Source organism: Clostridium kluyveri (genome assembly GCF_001902295.1).
Taxonomy (GTDB): domain Bacteria; phylum Bacillota; class Clostridia; order Clostridiales; family Clostridiaceae; genus Clostridium_B; species Clostridium_B kluyveri_B.
In genome coordinates this window covers 1,195,410-1,220,666 of the sequence record NZ_CP018335.1, presented here as the reverse complement: position 1 = coordinate 1,220,666, position 25,257 = coordinate 1,195,410, and the positions used below count along the sequence as shown (strand labels likewise).

Annotated in this window: 16 protein-coding genes, 3 tRNA genes and 6 rRNA genes; 10 read left to right on the top strand and 15 right to left on the bottom strand. The window is 37.5% G+C overall.

Annotated elements, in window-relative coordinates; genetic code table 11:
- Positions 1 to 21 precede the first annotated feature (21 nt).
- The 4 genes from BS101_RS06195 to BS101_RS06180 form a co-directional block, all read right to left on the bottom strand.
- Positions 22 to 96, bottom strand: a tRNA-Asn gene (locus BS101_RS06195).
- 7 nt (positions 97 to 103) lie between these two features.
- Positions 104 to 220, bottom strand: a 5S ribosomal RNA gene (gene rrf, locus BS101_RS06190).
- 57 nt (positions 221 to 277) lie between these two features.
- A 23S ribosomal RNA gene (locus tag BS101_RS06185) occupies positions 278 to 3,174 on the bottom strand.
- Positions 3,175 to 3,853: 679 nt separating this feature from the next.
- Positions 3,854 to 5,366: ribosomal RNA gene (locus BS101_RS06180) — 16S ribosomal RNA — on the bottom strand.
- Together the 16S, 23S and 5S rRNA genes with 1 tRNA gene alongside form the textbook arrangement of a ribosomal RNA operon.
- A gap of 521 nt (positions 5,367 to 5,887) precedes the next feature.
- On the opposite strand from BS101_RS06180, the gene BS101_RS06175 reads away from it, so the two are divergent.
- From BS101_RS06175 to BS101_RS06150, 6 genes are all read left to right on the top strand, one after another.
- Positions 5,888 to 6,580: a response regulator transcription factor gene (locus BS101_RS06175; protein ID WP_073538025.1), complete on the top strand. Its 693-nt coding sequence runs from the start codon at positions 5,888 to 5,890 to the stop codon at positions 6,578 to 6,580.
- Position 6,581: 1 nt separating this feature from the next.
- Positions 6,582 to 7,511, top strand: a complete 930-nt coding sequence (locus tag BS101_RS06170) for a sensor histidine kinase (RefSeq protein ID WP_073538024.1) — start codon at positions 6,582 to 6,584, stop codon at positions 7,509 to 7,511.
- A 102-nt stretch (positions 7,512 to 7,613) separates the two neighbouring features.
- Positions 7,614 to 8,525: an ABC transporter ATP-binding protein gene (locus BS101_RS06165; RefSeq protein ID WP_073538023.1), complete on the top strand. Its 912-nt coding sequence runs from the start codon at positions 7,614 to 7,616 to the stop codon at positions 8,523 to 8,525.
- On the top strand, positions 8,526 to 9,275 hold the full coding sequence (locus tag BS101_RS06160; RefSeq protein ID WP_073538022.1) for an ABC transporter permease: 750 nt from the start codon (positions 8,526 to 8,528) through the stop codon (positions 9,273 to 9,275).
- A 50-nt stretch (positions 9,276 to 9,325) separates the two neighbouring features.
- Positions 9,326 to 10,054, top strand: coding sequence for an ABC transporter permease (locus BS101_RS06155; protein ID WP_073538021.1), 729 nt, complete (start codon positions 9,326 to 9,328; stop codon positions 10,052 to 10,054).
- A 30-nt stretch (positions 10,055 to 10,084) separates the two neighbouring features.
- Positions 10,085 to 11,332 (top strand): S41 family peptidase, encoded by a 1,248-nt coding sequence (locus BS101_RS06150; protein ID WP_073538020.1) that lies wholly within the window; start codon positions 10,085 to 10,087, stop codon positions 11,330 to 11,332.
- A 27-nt stretch (positions 11,333 to 11,359) separates the two neighbouring features.
- Here the strand turns inward: BS101_RS06150 and folK are convergent, their stop codons facing one another.
- From folK to BS101_RS06105, 9 genes are all read right to left on the bottom strand, one after another.
- Positions 11,360 to 12,250, bottom strand: a complete 891-nt coding sequence (gene folK, locus BS101_RS06145) for a 2-amino-4-hydroxy-6-hydroxymethyldihydropteridine diphosphokinase (protein WP_073538019.1) — start codon at positions 12,248 to 12,250, stop codon at positions 11,360 to 11,362.
- Between the two features lie 27 nt (positions 12,251 to 12,277).
- Positions 12,278 to 12,754: an HD domain-containing protein gene (locus BS101_RS06140; RefSeq protein WP_073538018.1), complete on the bottom strand. Its 477-nt coding sequence runs from the start codon at positions 12,752 to 12,754 to the stop codon at positions 12,278 to 12,280.
- 15 nt (positions 12,755 to 12,769) lie between these two features.
- A complete protein-coding gene (folE, locus tag BS101_RS06135; RefSeq protein ID WP_073538017.1) occupies positions 12,770 to 13,327 on the bottom strand; it encodes a GTP cyclohydrolase I FolE in 558 nt (185 codons plus the stop codon).
- Between the two features lie 93 nt (positions 13,328 to 13,420).
- Complete coding sequence (gene folP / locus BS101_RS06130) at positions 13,421 to 14,236, bottom strand: dihydropteroate synthase (RefSeq protein WP_073538016.1); 816 nt, start codon at positions 14,234 to 14,236, stop codon at positions 13,421 to 13,423.
- Positions 14,237 to 14,385: 149 nt separating this feature from the next.
- A tRNA-Phe gene (locus tag BS101_RS06125) sits at positions 14,386 to 14,461 on the bottom strand.
- A gap of 10 nt (positions 14,462 to 14,471) precedes the next feature.
- Positions 14,472 to 14,588 (bottom strand): 5S ribosomal RNA (gene rrf / locus BS101_RS06120).
- Between the two features lie 57 nt (positions 14,589 to 14,645).
- A 23S ribosomal RNA gene (locus tag BS101_RS06115) occupies positions 14,646 to 17,542 on the bottom strand.
- A 452-nt stretch (positions 17,543 to 17,994) separates the two neighbouring features.
- Positions 17,995 to 18,071, bottom strand: a tRNA-Ile gene (locus tag BS101_RS06110).
- Between the two features lie 263 nt (positions 18,072 to 18,334).
- Positions 18,335 to 19,847 (bottom strand): 16S ribosomal RNA (locus tag BS101_RS06105).
- 792 nt (positions 19,848 to 20,639) lie between these two features.
- Here BS101_RS06105 and BS101_RS06100 point away from each other — a divergent pair.
- Entirely contained in the window at positions 20,640 to 20,942 is a 303-nt protein-coding gene (locus BS101_RS06100; RefSeq protein WP_073538015.1) for a hypothetical protein, read from the top strand.
- 239 nt (positions 20,943 to 21,181) lie between these two features.
- Here BS101_RS06100 and BS101_RS06095 read toward each other — a convergent pair whose 3' ends face one another.
- Positions 21,182 to 21,580 (bottom strand): hypothetical protein, encoded by a 399-nt coding sequence (locus BS101_RS06095; RefSeq protein ID WP_073538014.1) that lies wholly within the window; start codon positions 21,578 to 21,580, stop codon positions 21,182 to 21,184.
- A gap of 264 nt (positions 21,581 to 21,844) precedes the next feature.
- Here BS101_RS06095 and BS101_RS06090 point away from each other — a divergent pair, with 264 nt between their 5' ends.
- Together BS101_RS06090 and feoB are read left to right on the top strand one after the other, a co-directional pair.
- Entirely contained in the window at positions 21,845 to 22,123 is a 279-nt protein-coding gene (locus BS101_RS06090; protein WP_073538013.1) for a FeoA family protein, read from the top strand.
- Between the two features lie 11 nt (positions 22,124 to 22,134).
- Positions 22,135 to 24,252, top strand: a complete 2,118-nt coding sequence (gene feoB, locus BS101_RS06085; RefSeq protein WP_073538012.1) for a ferrous iron transport protein B — start codon at positions 22,135 to 22,137, stop codon at positions 24,250 to 24,252.
- 125 nt (positions 24,253 to 24,377) lie between these two features.
- Here feoB and BS101_RS06080 read toward each other — a convergent pair whose 3' ends face one another.
- Complete coding sequence (locus BS101_RS06080) at positions 24,378 to 24,689, bottom strand: hypothetical protein (RefSeq protein WP_073538011.1); 312 nt, start codon at positions 24,687 to 24,689, stop codon at positions 24,378 to 24,380.
- Between the two features lie 354 nt (positions 24,690 to 25,043).
- On the opposite strand from BS101_RS06080, the gene BS101_RS06075 reads away from it, so the two are divergent.
- Positions 25,044 to 25,244, top strand: coding sequence for a hypothetical protein (locus tag BS101_RS06075; protein WP_073538010.1), 201 nt, complete (start codon positions 25,044 to 25,046; stop codon positions 25,242 to 25,244).
- Positions 25,245 to 25,257 lie beyond the last annotated feature (13 nt).

The window sequence follows — 25,257 nt, the reverse complement described above, 5'->3', positions numbered from 1 at the left end:
TACAAAGCAAAAAATAAAAAATGGCTCCGTGGAGAGGATTCGAACCTCCAACCCTTCGGTTAACAGCCGAATGCTCCACCATTGAGCTACCACGGAACAACATATCCGGCAGCGACCTGCTCTCCCACAGGGCCTCCCCTGCAGTACCATGGGCACTGTGGAACTTAACCTTCCTGTTCGAAATGGTAAGGGGTGTTGCCTCCACGTTATTGCCACCAGATTTGTATTCTCTTGTTCAGAAGACTTTATCCCCTGAAAATTGCACAGTAAATATTATTTGGTCAAGCCCTCGACCTATTAGTATCAGTCAGCTTAACATGTTGCCATGCTTACACCCCTGACCTATCTCCTCCTCTTCTCGGAGGGGTCTTACTGGCTTTCGCCATGGGAAATCTTGTCTTGGGGTGGGCTTCACACTTAGATGCTTTCAGCGTTTATCCCTTCCCGACTTAGCTACCCAGCTGTGCTCCTGGCGGAACAACTGGTTCACCAGCGGTCAGTCCATCCCGGTCCTCTCGTACTAGGGACAGCTCCCCTCAAATTTCCTACGCCCGCGACGGATAGGGACCGAACTGTCTCACGACGTTCTGAACCCAGCTCGCGTGCCGCTTTAATGGGCGAACAGCCCAACCCTTGGGACCTACTCCAGCCCCAGGATGCGACGAGCCGACATCGAGGTGCCAAACCTCCCCGTCGATGTGAACTCTTGGGGGAGATCAGCCTGTTATCCCCGAGGTAGCTTTTATCCGTTGAGCGATGGCCCTCCCACGAGGTACCACCGGATCACTAAGCCCGACTTTCGTCCCTGCTCCACCTGTGTGTGTCGCAGTCAAGCTCCCTTTTGCCTTTGCACTCTCCGAAGAATTTCCAACCCTTCTGAGGGAACCTTTGTACGCCTCCGTTACTCTTTTGGAGGCGACCGCCCCAGTCAAACTGCCCGCCTATCATTGTCCCGTGTCCAGTTTCATGCACTCCGGTTAGAATTCCAGTACTGCCAGGGTGGTATCCCAACGTTGACTCCAGAAATGCTGGCGCACTTCCTTCTCTGCCTCCCACCTATCCTGTACAGGCAATACCAAAATTCAGTGATAAACTGCAGTAAAGCTCTACGGGGTCTTTCCGTCCAATCGCGGGTAGCAAGCATCTTCACTTGCACTTCAATTTCGCCGGATTTGTTGTTGAGACAGTGCCCAAATCATTACGCCATTCGTGCGGGTCGGAACTTACCCGACAAGGAATTTCGCTACCTTAGGACCGTTATAGTTACGGCCGCCGTTTACTGGGGCTTAAGTTCTTGCCTTCGCTTACGCTAAGCAGTCCCCTTAACCTTCCAGCACCGGGCAGGCGTCAGCCCCTATACTTCAGCTTTCGCTTTAGCAGAGACCTGTGTTTTTGATAAACAGTTGCTTGGGCCTTTTCTCTGCGGCCACTTTCATGGCACTCCTTTTCCCTAGGTTACGGAGTCAATTTGCCGAGTTCCTTAACAACAATTCTTCCGATGGTCTTAGGATTCTCTCCTCACCTACCTGTGTCGGTTTGCGGTACGGGCACACTCCTGCTCCATAGAGACTTTTCTTGGCAGTGTGAAATCAGATACTCGTCCTTGCGGACTCCCCTTCAAAGCCCAGGATTATCGGACATACGGTTTTTCCTTTATGTCCTCCCTCACTCCTTGGACACACATCCATTCGTGTGCACATCCTATCCTTCTGCGTCATCCCTTCTGTTCTTTTTCGCAAAAATGTGGTACCGGAATCTCAACCGGTTGTCCATCGCCTACGCCTTTCGGCCTCGGCTTAGGTCCCGACTTACCCTGGGCGGACGAACCTTCCCCAGGAAACCTTAGGTTTTCGACCAATAAGATTCTCACTTATTTCTCGCTACTTATGCCAGCATTCTCTCTCCTGCACTGTCCACCATTCCTTCCGGTATGGCTTCTGCCTGTGCAGCATGCTCCCCTACCGCCCTTTCAGGCCCATAGCTTCGGTGGTAAGTTTTAGCCCCGGACATCTTCGGCGCATGACCTCTTGACTAGTGAGCTATTACGCACTCTTTAAATGTATGGCTGCTTCTAAGCCAACATCCTAGTTGTCTTCGAAATCACACATCCTTTTCCACTTAACTTACACTTCGGGACCTTAGCTGTTGATCTGGGCTTTTTCCCTTTTGACTACGGATCTTATCATTCGCAGTCTGACTGCCGGGATTCAAGTATATGGCATTCGGAGTTTGATAAGGTTCGGTAACTGTTGTCAGCCCCTACCCCAGTCAGTGCTCTACCTCCATTACTCACTCCCGACGCTAGCCCTAAAGCTATTTCGGGGAGAACCAGCTATCTCCGAGTTCGATTGGAATTTCTCCGCTATCCACAGCTCATCCCATGGTTTTTCAACACCAACGTGGTTCGGTCCTCCACGAAATTTTACTTCCGCTTCAACCTGGCCATGGATAGGTCACCCGGTTTCGGGTCTACGGCATACAACTCCCCGCCCTTTTCAGACTCGGTTTCCCTTCGGCTCCGTACCTTAAGTACTTAACCTTGCTGCATACCGTAACTCGCTGGCTCGTTCTACAAAAAGCACGCCGTCGTACTTTAACGTACTTCGACTGTTTGTGGACACACGGTTTCAGGTTCTATTTCACTCCCCTCCCGGGGTTCTTTTCACCTTTCCCTCACGGTACTCCTCCTCTATCGGTCACCAGGTAGTATTTAGCCTTGGGAGGTGGTCCTCCCTGCTTCCCACAAGGTTTCTCGTGTCTCGTGGTACTCCGGTACAGGTTTTTTTGTTTCTGCTTTTCACTTACAGGGCTTTTACCTTCTGCGGCCCAACTTTCCAGTTGAATTCAATTAAGCTTCCACATTTTTTATTACCTGACCTCTACCCCGGAAACAAGTTTCCGGTTTGGGCTCTTTCCCTTTCGCTCGCCGCTACTTAGAAAATCGATTTTTCTTTCTCTTCCTCCGGGTACTTAGATGTTTCAGTTCCCCGGGTTTTCCCCTCCATGCCTATATATTCAGCATGCAGTACCTATTGTTTTATAGGTGGGTTTCCCCATTCGGACATCTCTGGTTCTCTGGCTATTTGCGCCTACCCAGAGCTTTTCGCAGCTTATCACGTCCTTCTTCGGCTCCTGGTGCCAAGGCATCCTCCATGCGCCCTTTGTAGCTTGACCTGATAATTTAGTCCAAATCTTCGATTTGGTTACTAAATTGCACTCCTCAGCCTCAGCTGAGTGAGTTTCATTAAAAAATTGCTATTAACTTCGTACAACTGCGTCAAATGCCTCACTGTGGTGCTCATTTACATAAGTAAATTCTGCTCCTCACTCAAGCCTTTTCCTTGCTGTACTCGTTATTATCAATTTTTATCCTTAGTTATTTATTATAACTGTTTGTTATAACCTATCTATAAGCATAACTTTAATTATACTTAATACTACAAAGGTTATTTCTAACCTTAGCTTTACTTCTTTTATTTACTGTGCAATTTTCAAAGGACAAAATTCTTTCAATTCACAGTGCACAATTTACTATTACTGTTTACACCGTACAATTGGAATGGGAATCTAACTGTCAATTGTCAATTCTTTATTGTCAACTGACTATGATCCCTCAAAATTAAACAGAATAAGCAGGAAGTTGCTAATAACTTCACAATCCATCGTCAAAACTTTCCCTGCGGTGCTCATTTACACAAGTAAACTCTGCTCCTCACTCAAGCTTTCCCTTGACTTGTTCGTTATTATCAATTTCTGGTCTATACTCACATTTTAAGTATAAACTCGGTAAATCTTATTTATCTCAAATTCCAGCTTTTAAGGCAGGTTTTTTCCCAGCCTTTCGACTCCTTAGAAAGGAGGTGATCCAGCCGCAGGTTCTCCTACGGCTACCTTGTTACGACTTCACCCCAATCACTAACCCCACCTTCGGCCGCGTCCTCCTTTTGGTTAGACTACGGACTTCGGGTGTTGCCAGCTCTCATGGTGTGACGGGCGGTGTGTACAAGACCCGGGAACGTATTCACCGCGACATGCTGATTCGCGATTACTAGCAACTCCAACTTCATGCAGGCGGGTTTCAGCCTGCAATCCGAACTGGGGGCAGTTTTTGAGATTTGCTCCTCCTCGCGGTATTGCTTCTCTCTGTTCTGCCCATTGTAGCACGTGTGTTGCCCTGGACATAAGGGGCATGATGATTTGACGTCATCCCCACCTTCCTCCACGTTAACCGCGGCAGTCTCGTTAGGGTGCCCACCTTTACGTGATGGCAACTAACGACAGGGGTTGCGCTCGTTGCAGGACTTAACCTAACATCTCACGACACGAGCTGACGACAACCATGCACCACCTGTCTCCCTGCCCCGAAGGGTTTCCTCCATTACGAGTTATTCAGGGGATGTCAAGTCCAGGTAAGGTTCTTCGCGTTGCTTCGAATTAAACCACATGCTCCGCTGCTTGTGCGGGTCCCCGTCAATTCCTTTGAGTTTTAATCTTGCGATCGTACTTCCCAGGCGGAGTACTTATTGTGTTTACTGCGGCACAGGGGGGGTCGATACCCCCTACACCTAGTACTCATCGTTTACGGCGTGGACTACCAGGGTATCTAATCCTGTTTGCTACCCACGCTTTCGTGCCTCAGCGTCAGTTACAGTCCAGAGAACCGCCTTCGCCACTGGTGTTCTTCCTAATCTCTACGCATTTCACCGCTACACTAGGAATTCCGTTCTCCTCTCCTGCACTCTAGATATCCAGTTTGAAATGCACTGCCCGGGTTAAGCCCGGGTCTTTCACATCTCACTTAAATATCCGCCTGCACACCCTTTACGCCCAGTAATTCCGGACAACGCTCGCCACCTACGTATTACCGCGGCTGCTGGCACGTAGTTAGCCGTGGCTTCCTCTTCCGGTACCGTCATTATCGTCCCGGATGACAGAGCTTTACGATCCGAAAACCTTCTTCACTCACGCGGCGTTGCTGCATCAGGGTTTCCCCCATTGTGCAATATTCCCCACTGCTGCCTCCCGTAGGAGTCTGGACCGTATCTCAGTTCCAATGTGGCCGTTCACCCTCTCAGGTCGGCTACGCATCGTCGCCTTGGGGGGCTTTTATCCCTCCAACTAGCTAATGCGACGCGGGCCCATCTCAAAGCGGATTTCTCCTTTAAGGTATTTACCATGCGATATTTACCTTTTATGCGGTATTAATCTCCCTTTCGGGAGGCTATCCCCCTCTTTGAGCCAGGTTACCCACGTGTTACTCACCCGTCCGCCGCTAATCCACCCCCGAAGGGACTTCTTCGCTCGACTTGCATGTGTTAGGCACGCCGCCAGCGTTCGTCCTGAGCCAGGATCAAACTCTTATTTTAAAAGTTTTTGACTCATTTCTTACTTTACGAAATTACTCTCTTTACTGCTCTCGCAGCTCAAAAGAATTGCTGGTTTATTCTTAATAAATAAGTTTACCTATCTTCCTTATTCTGTTTAATTTTCAAGGATCATATCTAATCTTTACTGCTGCCCGTTTTCCCAGACAGCTTTTACAGTATATCATCTCATTTTCCCCTTGTCAACATTTTTTTATCATTTTTTTATTATCGATAAAATTCGCTGACTTATTTCATTTTGGGCATTCCCAAGACGACGGATATTATTATATCATGTGCATTACATTAGGTCTCGACCCTAGATACAATAAAGCTACTTTATATCCATAAAGCTAAGTTTTATTATATATTTCAAGGTATTTGTAGTATAGATACTCCTGGATATGTTTCTTTATTATAATTCCTCTTTTAACTATAATTTATTCATTAAATTTAAATAATAATATATATGTTATAATTTAAATTAAACAACTAATTAACTATATGAAATGAGGTCTACACAAATGAATGTGCCTAGAATATTAATTATAGAGGACGATGAAGAAATAAATAATTTGATTTATAATACTTTAAAAATAGAAAAATACAATATAATACAAACTTTCAATGGAGAAGATGCAATAAATAAATATCATGGTGATAATTTTCAATTAGTTATTCTTGATTTAATGCTTCCATATATAGACGGCATAGAAGTCTTAAGAAAAATACGAGAAAGCAGTACAGTACCTATTATAATCCTATCTGCCAAGGACCAAGAAACAGATAGAATTATAGGCCTTGGCATGGGTGCAGATGACTACATTGTAAAACCTTTTTCCATAAGAGAATTAACCGCAAGAGTTAAATCTCAGCTTAGAAGATATATAAGCTATAATAAAAAGTATTCTAAAAATCCAATTTTACAATATGCGGATCTTAAATTGAACACTTTAAATTACAAAGTATCTAAAAAAAATAAGGAATTGAATTTAACACCAAAGGAATTTCAACTTCTAAAACTTTTTCTTGAAAATCCAGACAGGGTATTTACAAAAGCTCAAATATTTAATAATGTATGGGAAAATAAATATATACATGATGATAATACTGTAATGGTACATATAAAAAGACTGAGAAATAAAATTGAAGATACTCCAAACAACCCTAAATATATATCAACTGTTTGGGGTATAGGATACAAACTGGGTGAATAATATGAACATAGCTACTTACATACTCATATCTATAATAATTTTTCTTTCAATATTACTACTGCATCTTTATAAAAATATAAATGGCATATGTAAATATATAGATGATATACTTAATGGAAACTCCAATCAGAGAATAAGACTTCAAACTCATATAAAATGTCTCAGCGAATTAACTATAAAAATAAATAGTCTTATAGAAAATCTCCAACATATTGAAAAGAAGAATGTTGTAAGTGAAGAATCAAGGAAAAAAATGATCTCAAATATATCACATGATTTAAGGACACCACTTACTTCGATTCTTGGATATATAGAACTTATACTAAATGACTCTAATTTAAGCCAGGATGAAATAAATAGATACATAAAAATAGTTTATACTAAGGGAAATTATCTCTATGATATGTTGGAAGAGTTTTTTGAAATTTCAAAGATGGACTCAAAAGACTTTAAATTAGAAATAAAATCAATTAATATATGTGAAATTATAAGACAACAGCTTGTATCCTTTTTTAATGAATTTAAAAAGAACGGCATAGAACCTGAATTAAATTTTCAAAAAGATAATATATATGTTAATGCAGACGAAAAAGTCTTAAATAGAATTTTAAACAATATTATAAGTAATATCCTAAAGCATGGAAAAAACAGTACAAAAATATGTGTTGATATAAACTGTACTAAAAATACAGTTTTCATATCAATATGGGATAATGGTTTAGGGATACCTGGAGATGAGATAAATTACATATTTGATAGATTATATACCGTTGAAAAATCAAGAAAATCAAATTTAAAAAGTAGTGGTCTTGGCCTTAGCATAGTTAAAAAATTGGTAGAATCTCTCGGCGGCACAATTTCTGTATCCAGTATTCCCCTAAAAAAAACAGAATTCAAATTTACACTTGATAGAGATGTAAGAAAATTGTAAGAACCGTGTAAATAGCCTGTAAGGATTATATTGTATTATAAATATAGTCCTTTTTTATGTAAAATAATTAAATAGATTATAAATAACAGGAAGGTGACTTAAATGGATAACATTCTAAAAACCTATAATTTATCTAAAAAATTCAAAAATTTTTATGCAGTTGATAATTTAAATATGACTATAGAAAAAGGTGATATATATGGTTTTCTTGGTGAAAATGGTGCAGGAAAAACTACTACTATAAGAATGATAATGGGCCTTATAAAATCAACCTCTGGAGAAATAGAACTATTTTCCCAGAAAATATCCGGTAAAAATAAAAATCTACTTCAAAGAATAGGTTCTATAATAGAATATCCTGGATTTTACCCAAACCTCACAGCTTCAGAAAATTTAGAAATACACAGACGTATGATGGGTGTTCAGGAAAAAGATTCTATAAAAAACTCTTTAAAAGTAGTAGGTATAGGAAATGTGGAAAATAAAAAGGTGAAAGAATTTTCCCTTGGCATGAAGCAAAGACTCGGAATTGCAAGAAGCCTTTTACATCACCCTGAATTTTTAATATTAGATGAACCTACAAATGGCCTTGATCCCATTGGAATAAAAGAAATAAGAGAATTAATTATAGATTTAGCCCGTAAACAGAATATTACATTTTTAATATCCAGTCATATATTAAGCGAGATTCAACAGATGGCTACAAAAATTGGAATAATTCATAAGGGTGTACTTTTAGAAGAAATATCCTATAATGAACTTAAAAAAAGAAATAGACATTATATAAATATAAAAGTTGATAAGGATAAAAAATCCTGTTTTATCTTAGAAGAAAAGCTAAATATAAAAGATTATATACTATGGGGAAAAAATAATCTAAGGGTTTATGAAAAGCTTCAAGAAGTTTCTACTATAAACAAGGTTCTTGTTTCAAATGACGTACTTGTAGAGGAAATATGCTTAAAAATAGACAGCCTAGAAGATTATTTTCTAAAACTTACAGGAGGAAATTAAATGTTTAATATCATATATTCGGAATTTTTAAAATTAAAAAAATCCTATATAATCATTTTAGCCTTAATCATTTCAGTTTTTATTCCTATCTTTCAATGTATTGCATCACTCTCAAATGATTACAGTAATATTTCAGACACATTGCGATATACCCTTATTAAAGATTATAGAATAAATGTAGAACTGATTTGTTTTCAATTTTTATATGTAGTTTTTTTTTCACTAATATCAAGCTATATTTTTTCGAGGGAATTTACAGATAAAACCACTAATATCTTATACACTTATCCCATTAGCAGGACAAAAATATTCATAGCCAAACTCATTACAGTATATATATTAATTCTGGCTGTATATTTTATTCAATTTATGGCTGCCTATGTAACTCTTTATATATGCTGGGGACAGTTTCCTGGTAAAAATTTCATTATAGAAGATATAAAAGTAAATACATATTCCTTGTTTGCACAACTTTTATTGATGCCTATCCCTATACTCATTGGAAATATAAGCAAAAACATTATCTTACCTGTAGTATATGGTACATTGGCTTCCATATCCAATATGTTTATTATTTTTACAGGTATATATATGCAGATGTCTCCTTTGATACTTCCTGCAATTCCTGTATATTATTTTCATGCAGGAGATCCCCTGGATTTTATAATAATTACTGTAAATATTGTTTTAACCTTTTGCATATCAATCTTTATATGCATTTGTCATTATAACCATGTAGATATCAAGTGATATTGAGATGGACACTTTATTGAATAGATTACTTTAATGGAGGAATTCAAATGCTAAATACCATATACTCAGAATTTTTAAAACTAAAAAAGACTTATATAATACCCGTAGTTTTTATTTGTGGAATCCTTATGACAATATTTATGTTTCTGGCAAGATTCATAACTGAACATGATATGCCCTTTGAAAAATATGCCTATAATATAGAACAGGTAAATTTTTTAATGTTATATACAGTTCTATTTTCAATAACGGCAGCTTATATTTTTTCACGAGAAGCTACCGATATGACTGCTAACATATTGTATACTTACCCTATAAGCAGACTAAAGATTTTTATATCAAAATTAATAACCTTGTATATAGTTATTTTTTTTACATATGCCATTGAAACCCTCTCCATTCCTCTGAGTTATTACTTTCTAAATGGTATTTTCCCAGAAGGAAGTTTAATAATTAAGGATATAAGAGCCAATGGTTACTCCTTATTTTTTCAATTCCTTCTAACACCTATCCCAATATTAGTTGCAAATATAAGTAAAAATCTTATAATACCCTCTTCATATGGAATATTGGCCTTTATTTTAAGCAGCCTTTTAGTAAATAATGACCTTGGAAATTTAAAATATATTCCATTAACATCTCCTTATCTTTCATCTGCATATTTTTACAATTTAAAAGATATCAACTTGAATTATGTTCTAACTTCAAGTATTTTATATTTTATTCTATTCTTATTCATTGGTATGTATCATTTTACTCAACAGGACATTAACTAAAATTTGTACCAAATAAAAAGGAGTTTAATAATGAATAAATTTATAAAAATTAATTTTTGCTTTATATTAATTTGCTCAAGTATATTTTTTACCGGTTGTGAGTCACAATATCTAGGTGGAGACAGAAATACAAAATGGATAAAGGATTTAAATTATATGCAAAAAGCTCTTCGAAAAAAACATATAAATCCCTTTTTTAAAATTAATGAGGAGAAGTTTGATAGTGAATTAACCACCTTGAAAAATTCTGTATATAAGCTAAACGATGACCAAATACTATCTGGCATTTGCAAAATAATAGCTAGCATAGGAGATACCCATACCTCTCTCTATAAAGAAACTTCAACTATTTACCCAATACAATTTTACTATTTTAAAGAAGGTATATACGTTGTAAATACCCTACCTGAATATAAAAAAGCTCTTTACACAAAACTTGTAAAGATAAACGGTGTAAACATAGAAACAATCCAAGAAACGATTTTACCATTAATAGTTAATGAAAATAGTGCTGTAATAAAAAAATATATTCCTAAATATCTTATGGATGCTGAAATTCTCCATGGTTTAAACATTACATCCAATGTAAAAAATACTCTTTTTACCTTTGAAAATAGCCAGGGAGAAGTCTTTAACTTAAATATAAATTCCCTAAACAGTAAAGATCTCCACGGAAAATTCATTATAAAAGGTAACTTTGATACTTCATATCCTTTATATATGCAGAAAAGTAATTTAAATTACTGGTATAAGTATATATCCGAAGAAAAAACTTTGTATTTTAAATACAATAAATGTCAAGAAGATGATAAGTCCAAAACAATGGAAAATTTTACGGGTGATATGCTTAAATTTATGAATACTCATACTGTTGACAAATTTGTAATTGACATAAGAGACAACTCAGGAGGCAGTGATAAATATATAGACCCTATTATAGACTGGATAAAAAACAAAGAAATAAATAATAAAACTCATCTTTTCGTCATAGTAGGAAGAACTACTTTTTCATCAGCTATAATCAACGCTGTTACCTTAAGAAAAGAAACTAATGCAACCTTTATAGGTGAAGAGACAAGCGGCAAACCAAATCATTATGGTTCTGTGAAAAGTTTTACTCTTCCTAATTCAAAAATAGAAATACAATATTCCACACAATTTAATAAAACTTCCACAGACAATGAAAACACTTTTATGCCAGACAAAATAATTGAAATATCCATAAAAGATTATTTAGCTAAAGAAGATCCTGTTCTAAACTATATTTTTAAAAATTAACCTCAAACAGAAAAGTTATAAGTTCTTTTAAGGTTCAGATGGAGAAGAATATTTTTCTGTAGTAAACTCTACCTGAACCTTCGAATCACTTGACAATGTCTCTTTTTTCTCGAGTTCTCTTGTCAAATCTATAATTCTAGTTTTTAAAAGTGGGTGAACCATGTAAGGTGCAATATCACATAAAGGCTTCAGTACAAATAATCTTTCCTGCATTCTAGGGTGAGGTATAACAATTTCTTCCTCACAGGTCACCATATTATCATATAAAATTATATCTAAATCTATAGTACGTGGCCCCCATTTTATAGTTCTTTCTCGTTTTAATGTTTTTTCTACATCTAGTAAAAACTCCATCAATTTCTTAGGAGCCATTAGAGTCTTTATTTCTAAGGCTCCATTTAAGAAATCCTCTTGTTCTACATACCCTACAGGTTTAGTGTTATATAATCTAGATACTTTTATCACCTTATTATAAGGTGAACAATTTATATTATGTATTGCATCTTGTATATTTTTTTCTTTGTTTCCCATATTTGAACCAACGGCAATATAGGCTTTATGCCACCACCTGTCTATTTCCACGGCCACCCAATCTAAAGGTTTGCCTATAGGCGCCCAGGGTTTTTTTACCTTAACTTCCACCCCTTTCACTATTTCATACTTTTTTAATATGAAATATGCCAACGACTGAGCAGATTTCTCAATAAGATTGTATCTTTTCCTTTTAAATTCCTTTTCTATTTCAAAGCATAACTCACTATAATTCACAGTTTTACTTAAGTCATCTTTATATGCTGCTTCACTTAAGTCTAAAAACATTTTTAAAGATATTAGAAATCTCTGGCCTAAATCTTTTTCAGCTTGATTTACTCCATGATATGCATACACTTCCAAATCTTTAATATATATAATGTCCATATGCCATCATCTCCTATCTAAGTACCTTTAGTATTTAATATTATAATTTTTCTTCCTCTCTCCCCAATTGCATTTGAAAATAGCTTCGCAATTAAAACAATTTCTAGATATTTTATCACTTGAATAAAATATACTATTTATTGGGTTATCGGGATCTTTTTTTCTATGACCTAATATCATATTTAGGATCTGCTCTATTTCATCTTCTGTAAAACTACATTCAATTAAAATATCTTCGGATAATTTAGCACTAGCCAATTCATGAGGTATATACTCCTCATATTGCATCCATTTTCCTATGTCATGCAGCAGTGCAGCTGCATATATATTTTCCTTTTTTATGTGAATATTATTTTCCAATACCGTTATATAAGCTATCCTGGCTACATCTAACGAATGACATATATCATGCTTACAAAATTCTCGGTGCTTTTCTATTTGAGAGTTTTTTTGTAGATATCTACAAAATTTCTGATTTTTTAATATAGCGTTTATTCTATCCAAAAATCCACCTGCCTTTTATCTTATTTTTATCATTTCATAAACTTCATTTCTAAATTCAATTTTATTTTTAAATATTCCTCTGGTAGCAACTGTAACAGTTTTACTTCCTGGCTTTTTTATTCCTCTCATAGTCATACACATATGTTCTGCTTCTATAACGACCATAGCTCCTTTTACTTCCAGATAATCCATTATTGAATCTGCAATTTGAACAGTCATTCTTTCTTGAAGTTGAAGCCTCTTTGCAAATGCCTCCACAGTTCTTGCCAATTTACTTAATCCAACAACTTTACCATTGGGTATATATGCTACATGCGCTTTCCCATAAAAAGGCATAAAATGATGTTCACACATAGAATAAAATTGAATGTCTTTTTCGAGCACAATATCATCATTATTTACAGTAAATACTTTCTTTAAATGTTCTTCTGGCTTTTCTTTCAACCCGGAAAATATTTCAGTATACATTCTGGCAATTCTATCAGGGGTTTCTGCAAGTCCTTCTCTTTCAGGATTTTCTCCTATAGCTTCTATAATCATTCTTACAGCATCTTTAATCTTATTTTCATCCATAATACAACATATTGAGTATGAAAAACATACTCAATATTTACCTCCTTAAAATACGTGAAATCATCTACTTAAAAAATCACTAGTTTATTATAATCATCTAACTATTATATCTGACATTACAGCTGCTCTTTTATTTTCTTTAACATCATGAACCCTTACAAAAGCACATTTTTTCATTATACCTATCACTGTGGTAGCTATGGTTCCTTCCAATCGCTCATGTACTTTAAGGTTTAATGCATTTCCTATAATCGATTTTCTTGAGGTTCCAAGAAGCACAGGATAACCTAGTTCAGAAAACCTTTCTAAATTACGCATAACCATTAAATTCTGTTCATAGTTCTTCCCAAATCCAATTCCAGGATCTAGTATTATATTTTTATCATCTACTCCAGCATTTAAAGCAATATTTATACTCTCTTTTAAATCATTCAATATATCTTCTATCAAATGATTATAGTTTGTATTGTCTCTATTATGCATTAAACAACATGGAACCTTATAATGGGACGCAATAAACGCCATGCGAGGATCTTTTTTAAGTCCCCATATATCATTTATAAAAGATGCCCCTGCATCTAAGGCTCGTTCTGCAACCTTTGATCTATATGTATCTACTGAAATAGGTATATTTATGTGTCTTACTAATGTTCCTATTACAGGAATAATCCTCTCTAGTTCTTCCTGTTCAGTTATAGGCTTATAACCTGGTCTTGTAGACTCTCCTCCTATATCTATTATGTCAGCTCCTTCTATTTCCATTTGTTTAGCATGTTCTAAAGCTAATTCTATATTATTAAACTTTCCTCCATCTGAAAAAGAATCTGGGGTAATATTAAGTATACCCATTATATAAGTCTTTTTACCTATTTGAAAATCTTTTTTACCTATCCTTATTATTCCACTCATTATGCCACCTTCAGTCATTATTTTTTATTAAATACCATAATTATTTTTATACATTATTTATTTTAACAAAACATTGTAGAATATACAAATATCCTTCCTCTTACATTTTCATTATATATAAAAAAACTCCAGATAAAATCTGAAGTCTTTGGTGGCCAGACCAGGAATCGAACCAGGGACACGAGGATTTTCAGTCCTCTGCTCTACCGACTGAGCTATCTGGCCATACTAATATATCCGGCAGCTACCTGCTCTCCCACAGGGCCTCCCCTGCAGTACCATGGGCACTGTGGAACTTAACCTTCCTGTTCGAAATGGTAAGGGGTGTTGCCTCCACGTTATTGCCACCAGATTTGTATTCTCTTGTTCAGAAGACTTTATCCCCTGAAAATTGCACAGTAAATATTATTTGGTCAAGCCCTCGACCTATTAGTATCAGTCAGCTTAACATGTTGCCATGCTTACACCCCTGACCTATCTCCTCCTCTTCTCGGAGGGGTCTTACTGGCTTTCGCCATGGGAAATCTTGTCTTGGGGTGGGCTTCACACTTAGATGCTTTCAGCGTTTATCCCTTCCCGACTTAGCTACCCAGCTGTGCTCCTGGCGGAACAACTGGTTCACCAGCGGTCAGTCCATCCCGGTCCTCTCGTACTAGGGACAGCTCCCCTCAAATTTCCTACGCCCGCGACGGATAGGGACCGAACTGTCTCACGACGTTCTGAACCCAGCTCGCGTGCCGCTTTAATGGGCGAACAGCCCAACCCTTGGGACCTACTCCAGCCCCAGGATGCGACGAGCCGACATCGAGGTGCCAAACCTCCCCGTCGATGTGAACTCTTGGGGGAGATCAGCCTGTTATCCCCGAGGTAGCTTTTATCCGTTGAGCGATGGCCCTCCCACGAGGTACCACCGGATCACTAAGCCCGACTTTCGTCCCTGCTCCACCTGTGTGTGTCGCAGTCAAGCTCCCTTTTGCCTTTGCACTCTCCGAAGAATTTCCAACCCTTCTGAGGGAACCTTTGTACGCCTCCGTTACTCTTTTGGAGGCGACCGCCCCAGTCAAACTGCCCGCCTATCATTGTCCCGTGTCCAGTTTCATGCACTCCGGTTAGAATTCCAGTACTGCCAGGGTGGTATCCCAACGTTGACTCCAGAAATGCTGGCGCACTTCCTTCTCTGCCTCCCACCTATCCTGTACAGGCAATACCAAAATTCAGTGATAAACTGCAGTAAAGCTCTACGGGGTCTTTCCGTCCAATCGCGGGTAGCAAGCATCTTCACTTGCACTTCAATTTCGCCGGATTTGTTGTTGAGACAGTGCCCAAATCATTACGCCATTCGTGCGGGTCGGAACTTACCCGACAAGGAATTTCGCTACCTTAGGACCGTTATAGTTACGGCCGCCGTTTACTGGGGCTTAAGTTCTTGCCTTCGCTTACGCTAAGCAGTCCCCTTAACCTTCCAGCACCGGGCAGGCGTCAGCCCCTATACTTCAGCTTTCGCTTTAGCAGAGACCTGTGTTTTTGATAAACAGTTGCTTGGGCCTTTTCTCTGCGGCCACTTTCATGGCACTCCTTTTCCCTAGGTTACGGAGTCAATTTGCCGAGTTCCTTAACAACAATTCTTCCGATGGTCTTAGGATTCTCTCCTCACCTACCTGTGTCGGTTTGCGGTACGGGCACACTCTTGCTCCATAGAGACTTTTCTTGGCAGTGTGAAATCAGATACTCGTCCTTGCGGACTCCCCTTCAAAGCCCAGGATTATCGGACATACGGTTTTTCCTTTATGTCCTCCCTCACTCCTTGGACACACATCCATTCGTGTGCACATCCTATCCTTCTGCGTCATCCCTTCTGTTCTTTTTCGCAAAAATGTGGTACCGGAATCTCAACCGGTTGTCCATCGCCTACGCCTTTCGGCCTCGGCTTAGGTCCCGACTTACCCTGGGCGGACGAACCTTCCCCAGGAAACCTTAGGTTTTCGACCAATAAGATTCTCACTTATTTCTCGCTACTTATGCCAGCATTCTCTCTCCTGCACTGTCCACCATTCCTTCCGGTATGGCTTCTGCCTGTGCAGCATGCTCCCCTACCGCCCTTTCAGGCCCATAGCTTCGGTGGTAAGTTTTAGCCCCGGACATCTTCGGCGCATGACCTCTTGACTAGTGAGCTATTACGCACTCTTTAAATGTATGGCTGCTTCTAAGCCAACATCCTAGTTGTCTTCGAAATCACACATCCTTTTCCACTTAACTTACACTTCGGGACCTTAGCTGTTGATCTGGGCTTTTTCCCTTTTGACTACGGATCTTATCATTCGCAGTCTGACTGCCGGGATTCAAGTATATGGCATTCGGAGTTTGATAAGGTTCGGTAACTGTTGTCAGCCCCTACCCCAGTCAGTGCTCTACCTCCATTACTCACTCCCGACGCTAGCCCTAAAGCTATTTCGGGGAGAACCAGCTATCTCCGAGTTCGATTGGAATTTCTCCGCTATCCACAGCTCATCCCATGGTTTTTCAACACCAACGTGGTTCGGTCCTCCACGAAATTTTACTTCCGCTTCAACCTGGCCATGGATAGGTCACCCGGTTTCGGGTCTACGGCATACAACTCCCCGCCCTTTTCAGACTCGGTTTCCCTTCGGCTCCGTACCTTAAGTACTTAACCTTGCTGCATACCGTAACTCGCTGGCTCGTTCTACAAAAAGCACGCCGTCGTACTTTAACGTACTTCGACTGTTTGTGGACACACGGTTTCAGGTTCTATTTCACTCCCCTCCCGGGGTTCTTTTCACCTTTCCCTCACGGTACTCCTCCTCTATCGGTCACCAGGTAGTATTTAGCCTTGGGAGGTGGTCCTCCCTGCTTCCCACAAGGTTTCTCGTGTCTCGTGGTACTCTGGTACAGGTTTTTTTGTTTCTGCTTTTCACTTACAGGGCTTTTACCTTCTGCGGCCCAACTTTCCAGTTGAATTCAATTAAGCTTCCACATTTTTTATTACCTGACCTCTACCCCGGAAACAAGTTTCCGGTTTGGGCTCTTTCCCTTTCGCTCGCCGCTACTTAGAAAATCGATTTTTCTTTCTCTTCCTCCGGGTACTTAGATGTTTCAGTTCCCCGGGTTTTCCCCTCCATGCCTATATATTCAGCATGCAGTACCTATTGTTTTATAGGTGGGTTTCCCCATTCGGACATCTCTGGTTCTCTGGCTATTTGCGCCTACCCAGAGCTTTTCGCAGCTTATCACGTCCTTCTTCGGCTCCTGGTGCCAAGGCATCCTCCATGCGCCCTTTGTAGCTTGACCTTGTTATCGAAAATTACTGCTAACTTCGCACAACTTCGTCAAGCCTTTCCCTGCGGTGCTCATTTACACAAGTAAACTCTGCTCCTCGCTCAAGTCTTTCCTCGCTCTGCTCGTTATCACTAATTTTCTTTTAAAAATTGCTATTAACTTCGTACAACTGCGTCAAATGCCTCACTGCAGTGCTCATTTACATAAGTAAATTCTGCTCCTCACTCAAGCCTTTTCCTTGCTGTACTCGTTATTATCAATTTTTATCCTTAGTTATTTATTATAACTGTTTGTTATAACCTATCTATAAGCATAAACTTATTTATACTTACTACTACAAAGGTTATTTCTAACCTTAGCTTTACTTCTTTTATTTACTGTGCAATTTTCAAAGGACAAAATTCCAATTGTATAATGCTCTATTTACATTTTACGATTGAATTGCAAATCTTTTTTCTTGTACTTGGTGGGCTTAAATGGACTCGAACCATCGACCTCACGCTTATCAGGCGTGCGCTCTAACCAGCTGAGCTATAAGCCCATTTGAGGTATAATCATAATCCCTCAAAATTAAACAGAATAAGCAGAAAGTTGCTAATAACTTCACAATCCATCGTCAAAACTTTCCCTGCGGTGCTCATTTACACAAGTAAACTCTGCTCCTCACTCAAGCTTTCCCTTGACTTGTTCGTTATTATCAATTTCTGGTCTATACTCACATTTTAAGTATAAACTCGGTAAATCTTATTTATCTCAAATTCCAGCTTTTAAGGCAGGTTTTTTCCCAGCCTTTCGACTCCTTAGAAAGGAGGTGATCCAGCCGCAGGTTCTCCTACGGCTACCTTGTTACGACTTCACCCCAATCACTAACCCCACCTTCGGCCGCGTCCTCCTTTTGGTTAGACTACGGACTTCGGGTGTTGCCAGCTCTCATGGTGTGACGGGCGGTGTGTACAAGACCCGGGAACGTATTCACCGCGACATGCTGATTCGCGATTACTAGCAACTCCAACTTCATGCAGGCGGGTTTCAGCCTGCAATCCGAACTGGGGGCAGTTTTTGAGATTTGCTCCTCCTCGCGGTATTGCTTCTCTCTGTTCTGCCCATTGTAGCACGTGTGTTGCCCTGGACATAAGGGGCATGATGATTTGACGTCATCCCCACCTTCCTCCACGTTAACCGCGGCAGTCTCGTTAGGGTGCCCACCTTTACGTGATGGCAACTAACGACAGGGGTTGCGCTCGTTGCAGGACTTAACCTAACATCTCACGACACGAGCTGACGACAACCATGCACCACCTGTCTCCCTGCCCCGAAGGGCTTCCTCCATTACGAGTTATTCAGGGGATGTCAAGTCCAGGTAAGGTTCTTCGCGTTGCTTCGAATTAAACCACATGCTCCGCTGCTTGTGCGGGTCCCCGTCAATTCCTTTGAGTTTTAATCTTGCGATCGTACTTCCCAGGCGGAGTACTTATTGTGTTTACTGCGGCACAGGGGGGGTCGATACCCCCTACACCTAGTACTCATCGTTTACGGCGTGGACTACCAGGGTATCTAATCCTGTTTGCTACCCACGCTTTCGTGCCTCAGCGTCAGTTACAGTCCAGAGAACCGCCTTCGCCACTGGTGTTCTTCCTAATCTCTACGCATTTCACCGCTACACTAGGAATTCCGTTCTCCTCTCCTGCACTCTAGATATCCAGTTTGAAATGCACTGCCCGGGTTAAGCCCGGGTCTTTCACATCTCACTTAAATATCCGCCTGCACACCCTTTACGCCCAGTAATTCCGGACAACGCTCGCCACCTACGTATTACCGCGGCTGCTGGCACGTAGTTAGCCGTGGCTTCCTCTTCCGGTACCGTCATTATCGTCCCGGATGACAGAGCTTTACGATCCGAAAACCTTCTTCACTCACGCGGCGTTGCTGCATCAGGGTTTCCCCCATTGTGCAATATTCCCCACTGCTGCCTCCCGTAGGAGTCTGGACCGTATCTCAGTTCCAATGTGGCCGTTCACCCTCTCAGGTCGGCTACGCATCGTCGCCTTGGGGGGCTTTTATCCCTCCAACTAGCTAATGCGACGCGGGCCCATCTCAAAGCGGATTTCTCCTTTAAGGTATTTACCATGCGATATTTACCTTTTATGCGGTATTAATCTCCCTTTCGGGAGGCTATCCCCCTCTTTGAGCCAGGTTACCCACGTGTTACTCACCCGTCCGCCGCTAATCCACCCCCGAAGGGACTTCTTCGCTCGACTTGCATGTGTTAGGCACGCCGCCAGCGTTCGTCCTGAGCCAGGATCAAACTCTTAATTTAAAAGTTTCATTGACTCTGTTAAAAAATTAATACTAACTTCATATTTCTGCGTCAAGCCTTTCGCTGCGGTACTCATTTACCCAAAGTAAACTCTGTTCCTCACTTAAGTCTTTCCTTGAACTATTCGTTATTATTAATTTTTTGAAAATCACTATTAGCTTCGCCCAGCGACCTCATATGCCTCATTCCGGTGCTCAATTACATAAGTAAGTTCCGCTCCTCATTCAGCCTTTTCCTCGCTGTACTCGCTACTAGCAATTTTAGTATATCTCTTCCAGTAAAGTACCGGATAAACATACTTTATTACGAAATTACTCTCTTTACTGCTCTCGCAGCTCAAAAGAATTGCTGGTTTATTCTTAATAAATAAGTTTACCTATCTTCCTTATTCTGTTTAATTTTCAAGGATCATATCTAATCTTTACTGCTGCCCGTTTTCCCAGACAGCTTTTATAGTATATCATCTCATTTTTCTTTTGTCAACATCTTTCAAATATTTTTTTCATATTTATTTATTTTTCACTATTTTCTCTTAAAGATCTATTTATATCGCAAGTAATTCTTAAATTTAAATGGAGACTGCATATAAAATATTAATAACATTACAAGACACAATAAATTGCATAACATATCACATATCATAATATACTAATAAAATAAAAAACAGTTTTCTATTTTATCAAATGTAATTATTCAAAAAATTCTTTAATAATAAGTTAAAATGTATTGACTTTCTTCAATATTTATTATGCAATAAGTATATAAAAAAACATGAGAGGAGAAATATTAATCATGAAAATTAAAATATCAGATGAAGAACATACTTTTGTCTATGACAATGACACTGAAAGCGTATCTATAAAACAGGATAAACATTCTACAAATTATTGTAAACTTTGGGGAGTTAAAAAACTTATAAATCCCGTTAACCAGAGTATAAAATATATTTTGGAAAGTGAAGAAAATGTACCTATGTATGGAGATACTACAATACATAGACTAGCTGAATTTTTTATTAGAGAACAAAAAGTAGATTTAGATAGTATATATGTAGAAGAAAGTCTTAAAGTAGATATTGAAAATGAAGATTTATAAAGCCTGAAATAAAAATAATAGCAACTTATTCCTGCATAACTAAATACATCATGGAATATAATTAATAATTTTCACAAAATATATAATCTTTCTACTTTTATAAATAATAAAAGAGCAAAAATGCTCTTTTATTATTTACATAATTTTTTATTTGCCAATTTAAATGTACATTCTTAATCTTTAGACAAATTAGAAAATACCTGTACCTATCAGTAGTCTTTGGAATAAATTTTCCAAATCTATTTATCTTTTAATACATCATTTGTACTCACTTGTTCTACTTCTTCAGATTTCAATATTTCTTCACCTATTTGCTTAACACTATTACATATTTCTTTATTTATAGAATCCAATTCATTTTGTGTAAGTCCTGGTATTACCTGCAGTAATCTTTTTTCCATCTCGTCTTTTTTCTTTTTTCCTGCTTTTTTTACAGAACTAAATTCTTCTTCTAATACATAGTACATACCTTTTGCAACACTAAGAGCATGATTATAATTATCTGCTCCTTTCCTTGCTACAATAGACTGCTTTTGTAATTCCAGTGCATCTGAAATTTTTTTAAGTACATACGCTGCTATAATTCCAACTATCCCTAAGATAAATTGAACCACTATACTTAACAATTGCTCTCTCATAACTCCTATCCTCCTTAAACTTTATAAAAATACTTTCAATAAAATATATGCTAAGATTACTACTTTATTAAAAATTTTCCGTTATATTCATGTAACATTTTTCAAACTAACAGCATACATTATTATTAAAGTTAGCTTTAGGAAACAAAATTAGTCATATGAAACAAATCCAAATACACATTTAATTTTTATGACTATTAGACTATAAAAATCTTTGATATATTCCAAATATCATATTAAATTTATTTTTTAGGAGGATATTTTATGTTAAAACTTAATAATGTACCTACAGGAAATTATGTTACAATTGATAATTTATTATCTACTGGAATGTTAAGAGAAAGAATGCTTGCACTTGGCTTAACTAAAGGTACTACAATAGAGGTAGTAAGAAAAGGTCCCTCTGGTGATCCTACTGTTTATAACATCAGAGGTGCAATGATAGCTCTTAGGAATGAAGAATCATCCTTAATTTTAGTGGATTTAAAAAAAAATTTATACAAGAACAGCCTATCTTCTGAAATCAAAACAAATATTATATAGGGAGGTTTACAATGGGTTTAACATTTCAATCTACTCAAAGTAATTCTTTATCAGACTTATTTAAAATTGAAAATGAGGAAGGTCAATATGTTATTGCTCTTGCCGGTAACCCCAATACCGGTAAAAGTACAGTTTTTAATGCCCTTACGGGACTTCATCAACATACTGGTAACTGGCCTGGAAAAACAGTAGTAAATGCAAGAGGGAAATTTACACATAATGGTAAAGAAAATATATTAGTGGATCTTCCTGGAACCTATTCACTTTTTGCATCTTCTACAGAAGAGGAAGTAGCAAGAGATTTTATATGTTTTGGCAATTCTGATGCAGTAATAGTGGTTACAGATGCAACCTGTCTTGAAAGAAATCTAAATCTCGTTTATCAAATAATGGAAATTACTAATAATGTAGTTCTCTGTATTAACCTTATAGACGAAGCAAAAAAGAAAAATATTATTATCGATGCCAAAGGAATAGAGCAGGAACTAGGCATCCCTGTAGTTTTATGCGCTGCCAGAAGCGGCCTAGGTATAAAAGAATTAAAAGAAACAGTTCACAAAGTTATTATAGGTAAAATTACACCTATGCCTAAAATAGTAACATATGAAAATTACATTGAGGAAAAAATTAAATCTATACAACATTTCATTGATAAAAAAATAAATTATACAAGCTCAAGATGGCTTGCTTTAAGATTTATAGATGGTGATACAAAATTAACAGATTTCCTCTCTAATAACATAGATAACAAATCTTTAAAAGAATTATTAAAAACGGTAAATTCATCTACTACATATGATGATAAGCTAAATATAAGAGATAATATTTCAAATAATATTTATAAAAAAGCAGAAGAAATAAGTTATAAATATATAAAAGAAAATAAAGCTAAGATCAATAAAGACAGGTTGATTGATAACTACATTACTTCAAAAATTTTTGGCATTCCACTAATGCTTTTAACTTTAGCAATAGTGTTTTGGATTACTATTGCTGGAGCTAATGTGCCTTCTGCTATGATAGCAGACTTACTTTTTAGCATACAAGATAAGCTCACCTTATGGTTTAACAATATAAACGCCCCCCAGTGGCTTCATGGAGTTCTAATACTTGGACTTTATAGAACTCTAGCTTGGGTTATATCTGTCATGCTTCCTCCAATGGCAATATTTTTCCCTTTATTTACAATACTTGAGGATTTAGGGTATCTGCCGCGAGTGGCCTTTAATCTTGATCATCTATTTAAGAAAGCTTGTGCTCATGGCAAACAGTGTTTAACAATGTGTATGGGGTTTGGATGCAATGCAGCAGGTATAATATCCTGCAGAATAATAGAATCTCCAAGAGAACGTCTTATAGCAATTTTAACTAACAACTTAGTACCATGTAATGGAAGATTTCCTACTTTAATAGCTATATCTAGTATATTCCTCGTTGTTACAAACAGTAACAATACAAGTTTTTTACCCGCAGTGGCTATAACAGCATTAGTTGTCATAGGTATACTTATAACTCTATTAGTATCTTATATACTGTCCAAAACTATATTAAAAGGAGTTCCTTCTAGTTTTACTTTGGAACTTCCCCCTTATAGGATACCTCAAATAGGTAGGGTTTTATATACTTCTATAATCGACAGAACTATATTTGTACTCTGGAGAGCCGTAGTAATTGCTGCTCCAGCTGGTGCTATAATTTGGATACTTAGCAATATATATATTGGTAACTTAAGCATTGTAGGTCATATTGCTGCCTTTCTAGATCCTTTTTCTAAGCTTATTGGTCTTGATGGATTTATATTAATGGCATTTATATTAGGATTACCTGCCAACGAAATAGTACTGCCAGTATTATTAATGTGCTATTTATCAACTGGTTCCCTCATTGAATTTGAAAGTATAGAATCTTTAAAAAAAATATTATTAAATCATGGTTGGACTTATCTTACAGCACTTAATACCATGTTGTTTAGCTTACTGCACTGGCCATGTGCTACTACTCTTTTAACTATAAAGAAGGAGACAGGAAGTTTAAAATGGACAGCACTAGCAGCACTTATCCCAACTAGCATAGCAATTATTGTGTGTTTCATGACAACTACAATATTTAAAATTTTAAATTTGAGTTAGCCTTAAATCTTATCAAGTTCTTCTAAGTTTGGATGAATTTCGCCTACAGAAATGTTTTTTCCATTTAATCCCTAGAAGAACTTATATAGCCACCAAACAGCGCTTATCCCTTACTATGTATGTACTTATTTAACTATTTTTGTATATTGTTTTGATTCCAATATAACATCATTTTCAACATAACTTATGGTTACATTTTTCATCTTTATTATGTTTCCACTATATCCATATAGTTGTACAGAAACACCCTCATGAGAAATTTTATCTTTAATCTTATCTGCAATATCAAAAACTGTCATAGTATACATGCCTTTATCTTTTTTAAATCCATCCTCACAGATATTAAGCATTAACTTTATATCCACAAATACATTTTTTATATTAACCTGTGAATCGGTTTCATTCTCTAATATATTTAAATTTTTATATTGCTCCATTAGCCTTATCCTCCTCCTATAACCTATAGTGTATCTTTACATTGAAGCTATCTCTTTTTTCCATATATATTTATTATAAAATAAAAATGTGTAAACATAAGGTTTTTTACTTTAGTATGACAATAGTATGACAAGTTTATTCTCTACTGTACTATTTAATTGTCCGAGTTTCTACATTAAACATAAGCCAATTATCCTACTGTATTGTAGCAAATTATTTATAGACTGTCTACTTTATATCAATAAATCTGTAAACAGCAAAAATAAGACAATATAAAATTAAAGAGTTAGTATTATATTCACCATATTGTAAATAATATTAATTAAAATAGATACCAGAGGAGGAATTAACGAATGAATTCACAAGCAAGAAATAATATTCATAGTGTGAAAGAATCATTAAAAAGTGCTCAGCAAGGTTTGAAAATGGCTGCGGATGAAGTAGAAAATTCTAATATTAAAGATAGAATAAATACTCAGTTAACTCAAGTTACTACTTGTCTTAAGGAATGTGAGAACATAGCTTCTGGATTAAGTCAGCACCAAAATCATTGAATATAAGAATCAT

Excerpts from the sequence above, each read along its gene's own strand:
- feoB (WP_073538012.1), top strand. The coding sequence starts at position 22,135 with ATGGGTTTAACATTTCAATCTACTCAAAGTAATTCTTTATCAGACTTA.
- BS101_RS06080 (WP_073538011.1), bottom strand. The coding sequence starts at position 24,689 with ATGGAGCAATATAAAAATTTAAATATATTAGAGAATGAAACCGATTCA.
- BS101_RS06095 (WP_073538014.1), bottom strand. The coding sequence starts at position 21,580 with ATGAGAGAGCAATTGTTAAGTATAGTGGTTCAATTTATCTTAGGGATA.
- BS101_RS06155 (WP_073538021.1), top strand. The coding sequence starts at position 9,326 with ATGCTAAATACCATATACTCAGAATTTTTAAAACTAAAAAAGACTTAT.
- BS101_RS06150 (WP_073538020.1), top strand. The coding sequence starts at position 10,085 with ATGAATAAATTTATAAAAATTAATTTTTGCTTTATATTAATTTGCTCA.
- folP (WP_073538016.1), bottom strand. The coding sequence starts at position 14,236 with ATGAGTGGAATAATAAGGATAGGTAAAAAAGATTTTCAAATAGGTAAA.
- BS101_RS06175 (WP_073538025.1), top strand. The coding sequence starts at position 5,888 with ATGAATGTGCCTAGAATATTAATTATAGAGGACGATGAAGAAATAAAT.
- BS101_RS06090 (WP_073538013.1), top strand. The coding sequence starts at position 21,845 with ATGTTAAAACTTAATAATGTACCTACAGGAAATTATGTTACAATTGAT.
- BS101_RS06170 (WP_073538024.1), top strand. The coding sequence starts at position 6,582 with ATGAACATAGCTACTTACATACTCATATCTATAATAATTTTTCTTTCA.
- BS101_RS06160 (WP_073538022.1), top strand. The coding sequence starts at position 8,526 with ATGTTTAATATCATATATTCGGAATTTTTAAAATTAAAAAAATCCTAT.
- BS101_RS06165 (WP_073538023.1), top strand. The coding sequence starts at position 7,614 with ATGGATAACATTCTAAAAACCTATAATTTATCTAAAAAATTCAAAAAT.
- folE (WP_073538017.1), bottom strand. The coding sequence starts at position 13,327 with ATGGATGAAAATAAGATTAAAGATGCTGTAAGAATGATTATAGAAGCT.
- BS101_RS06075 (WP_073538010.1), top strand. The coding sequence starts at position 25,044 with ATGAATTCACAAGCAAGAAATAATATTCATAGTGTGAAAGAATCATTA.
- folK (WP_073538019.1), bottom strand. The coding sequence starts at position 12,250 with ATGGACATTATATATATTAAAGATTTGGAAGTGTATGCATATCATGGA.
- BS101_RS06100 (WP_073538015.1), top strand. The coding sequence starts at position 20,640 with ATGAAAATTAAAATATCAGATGAAGAACATACTTTTGTCTATGACAAT.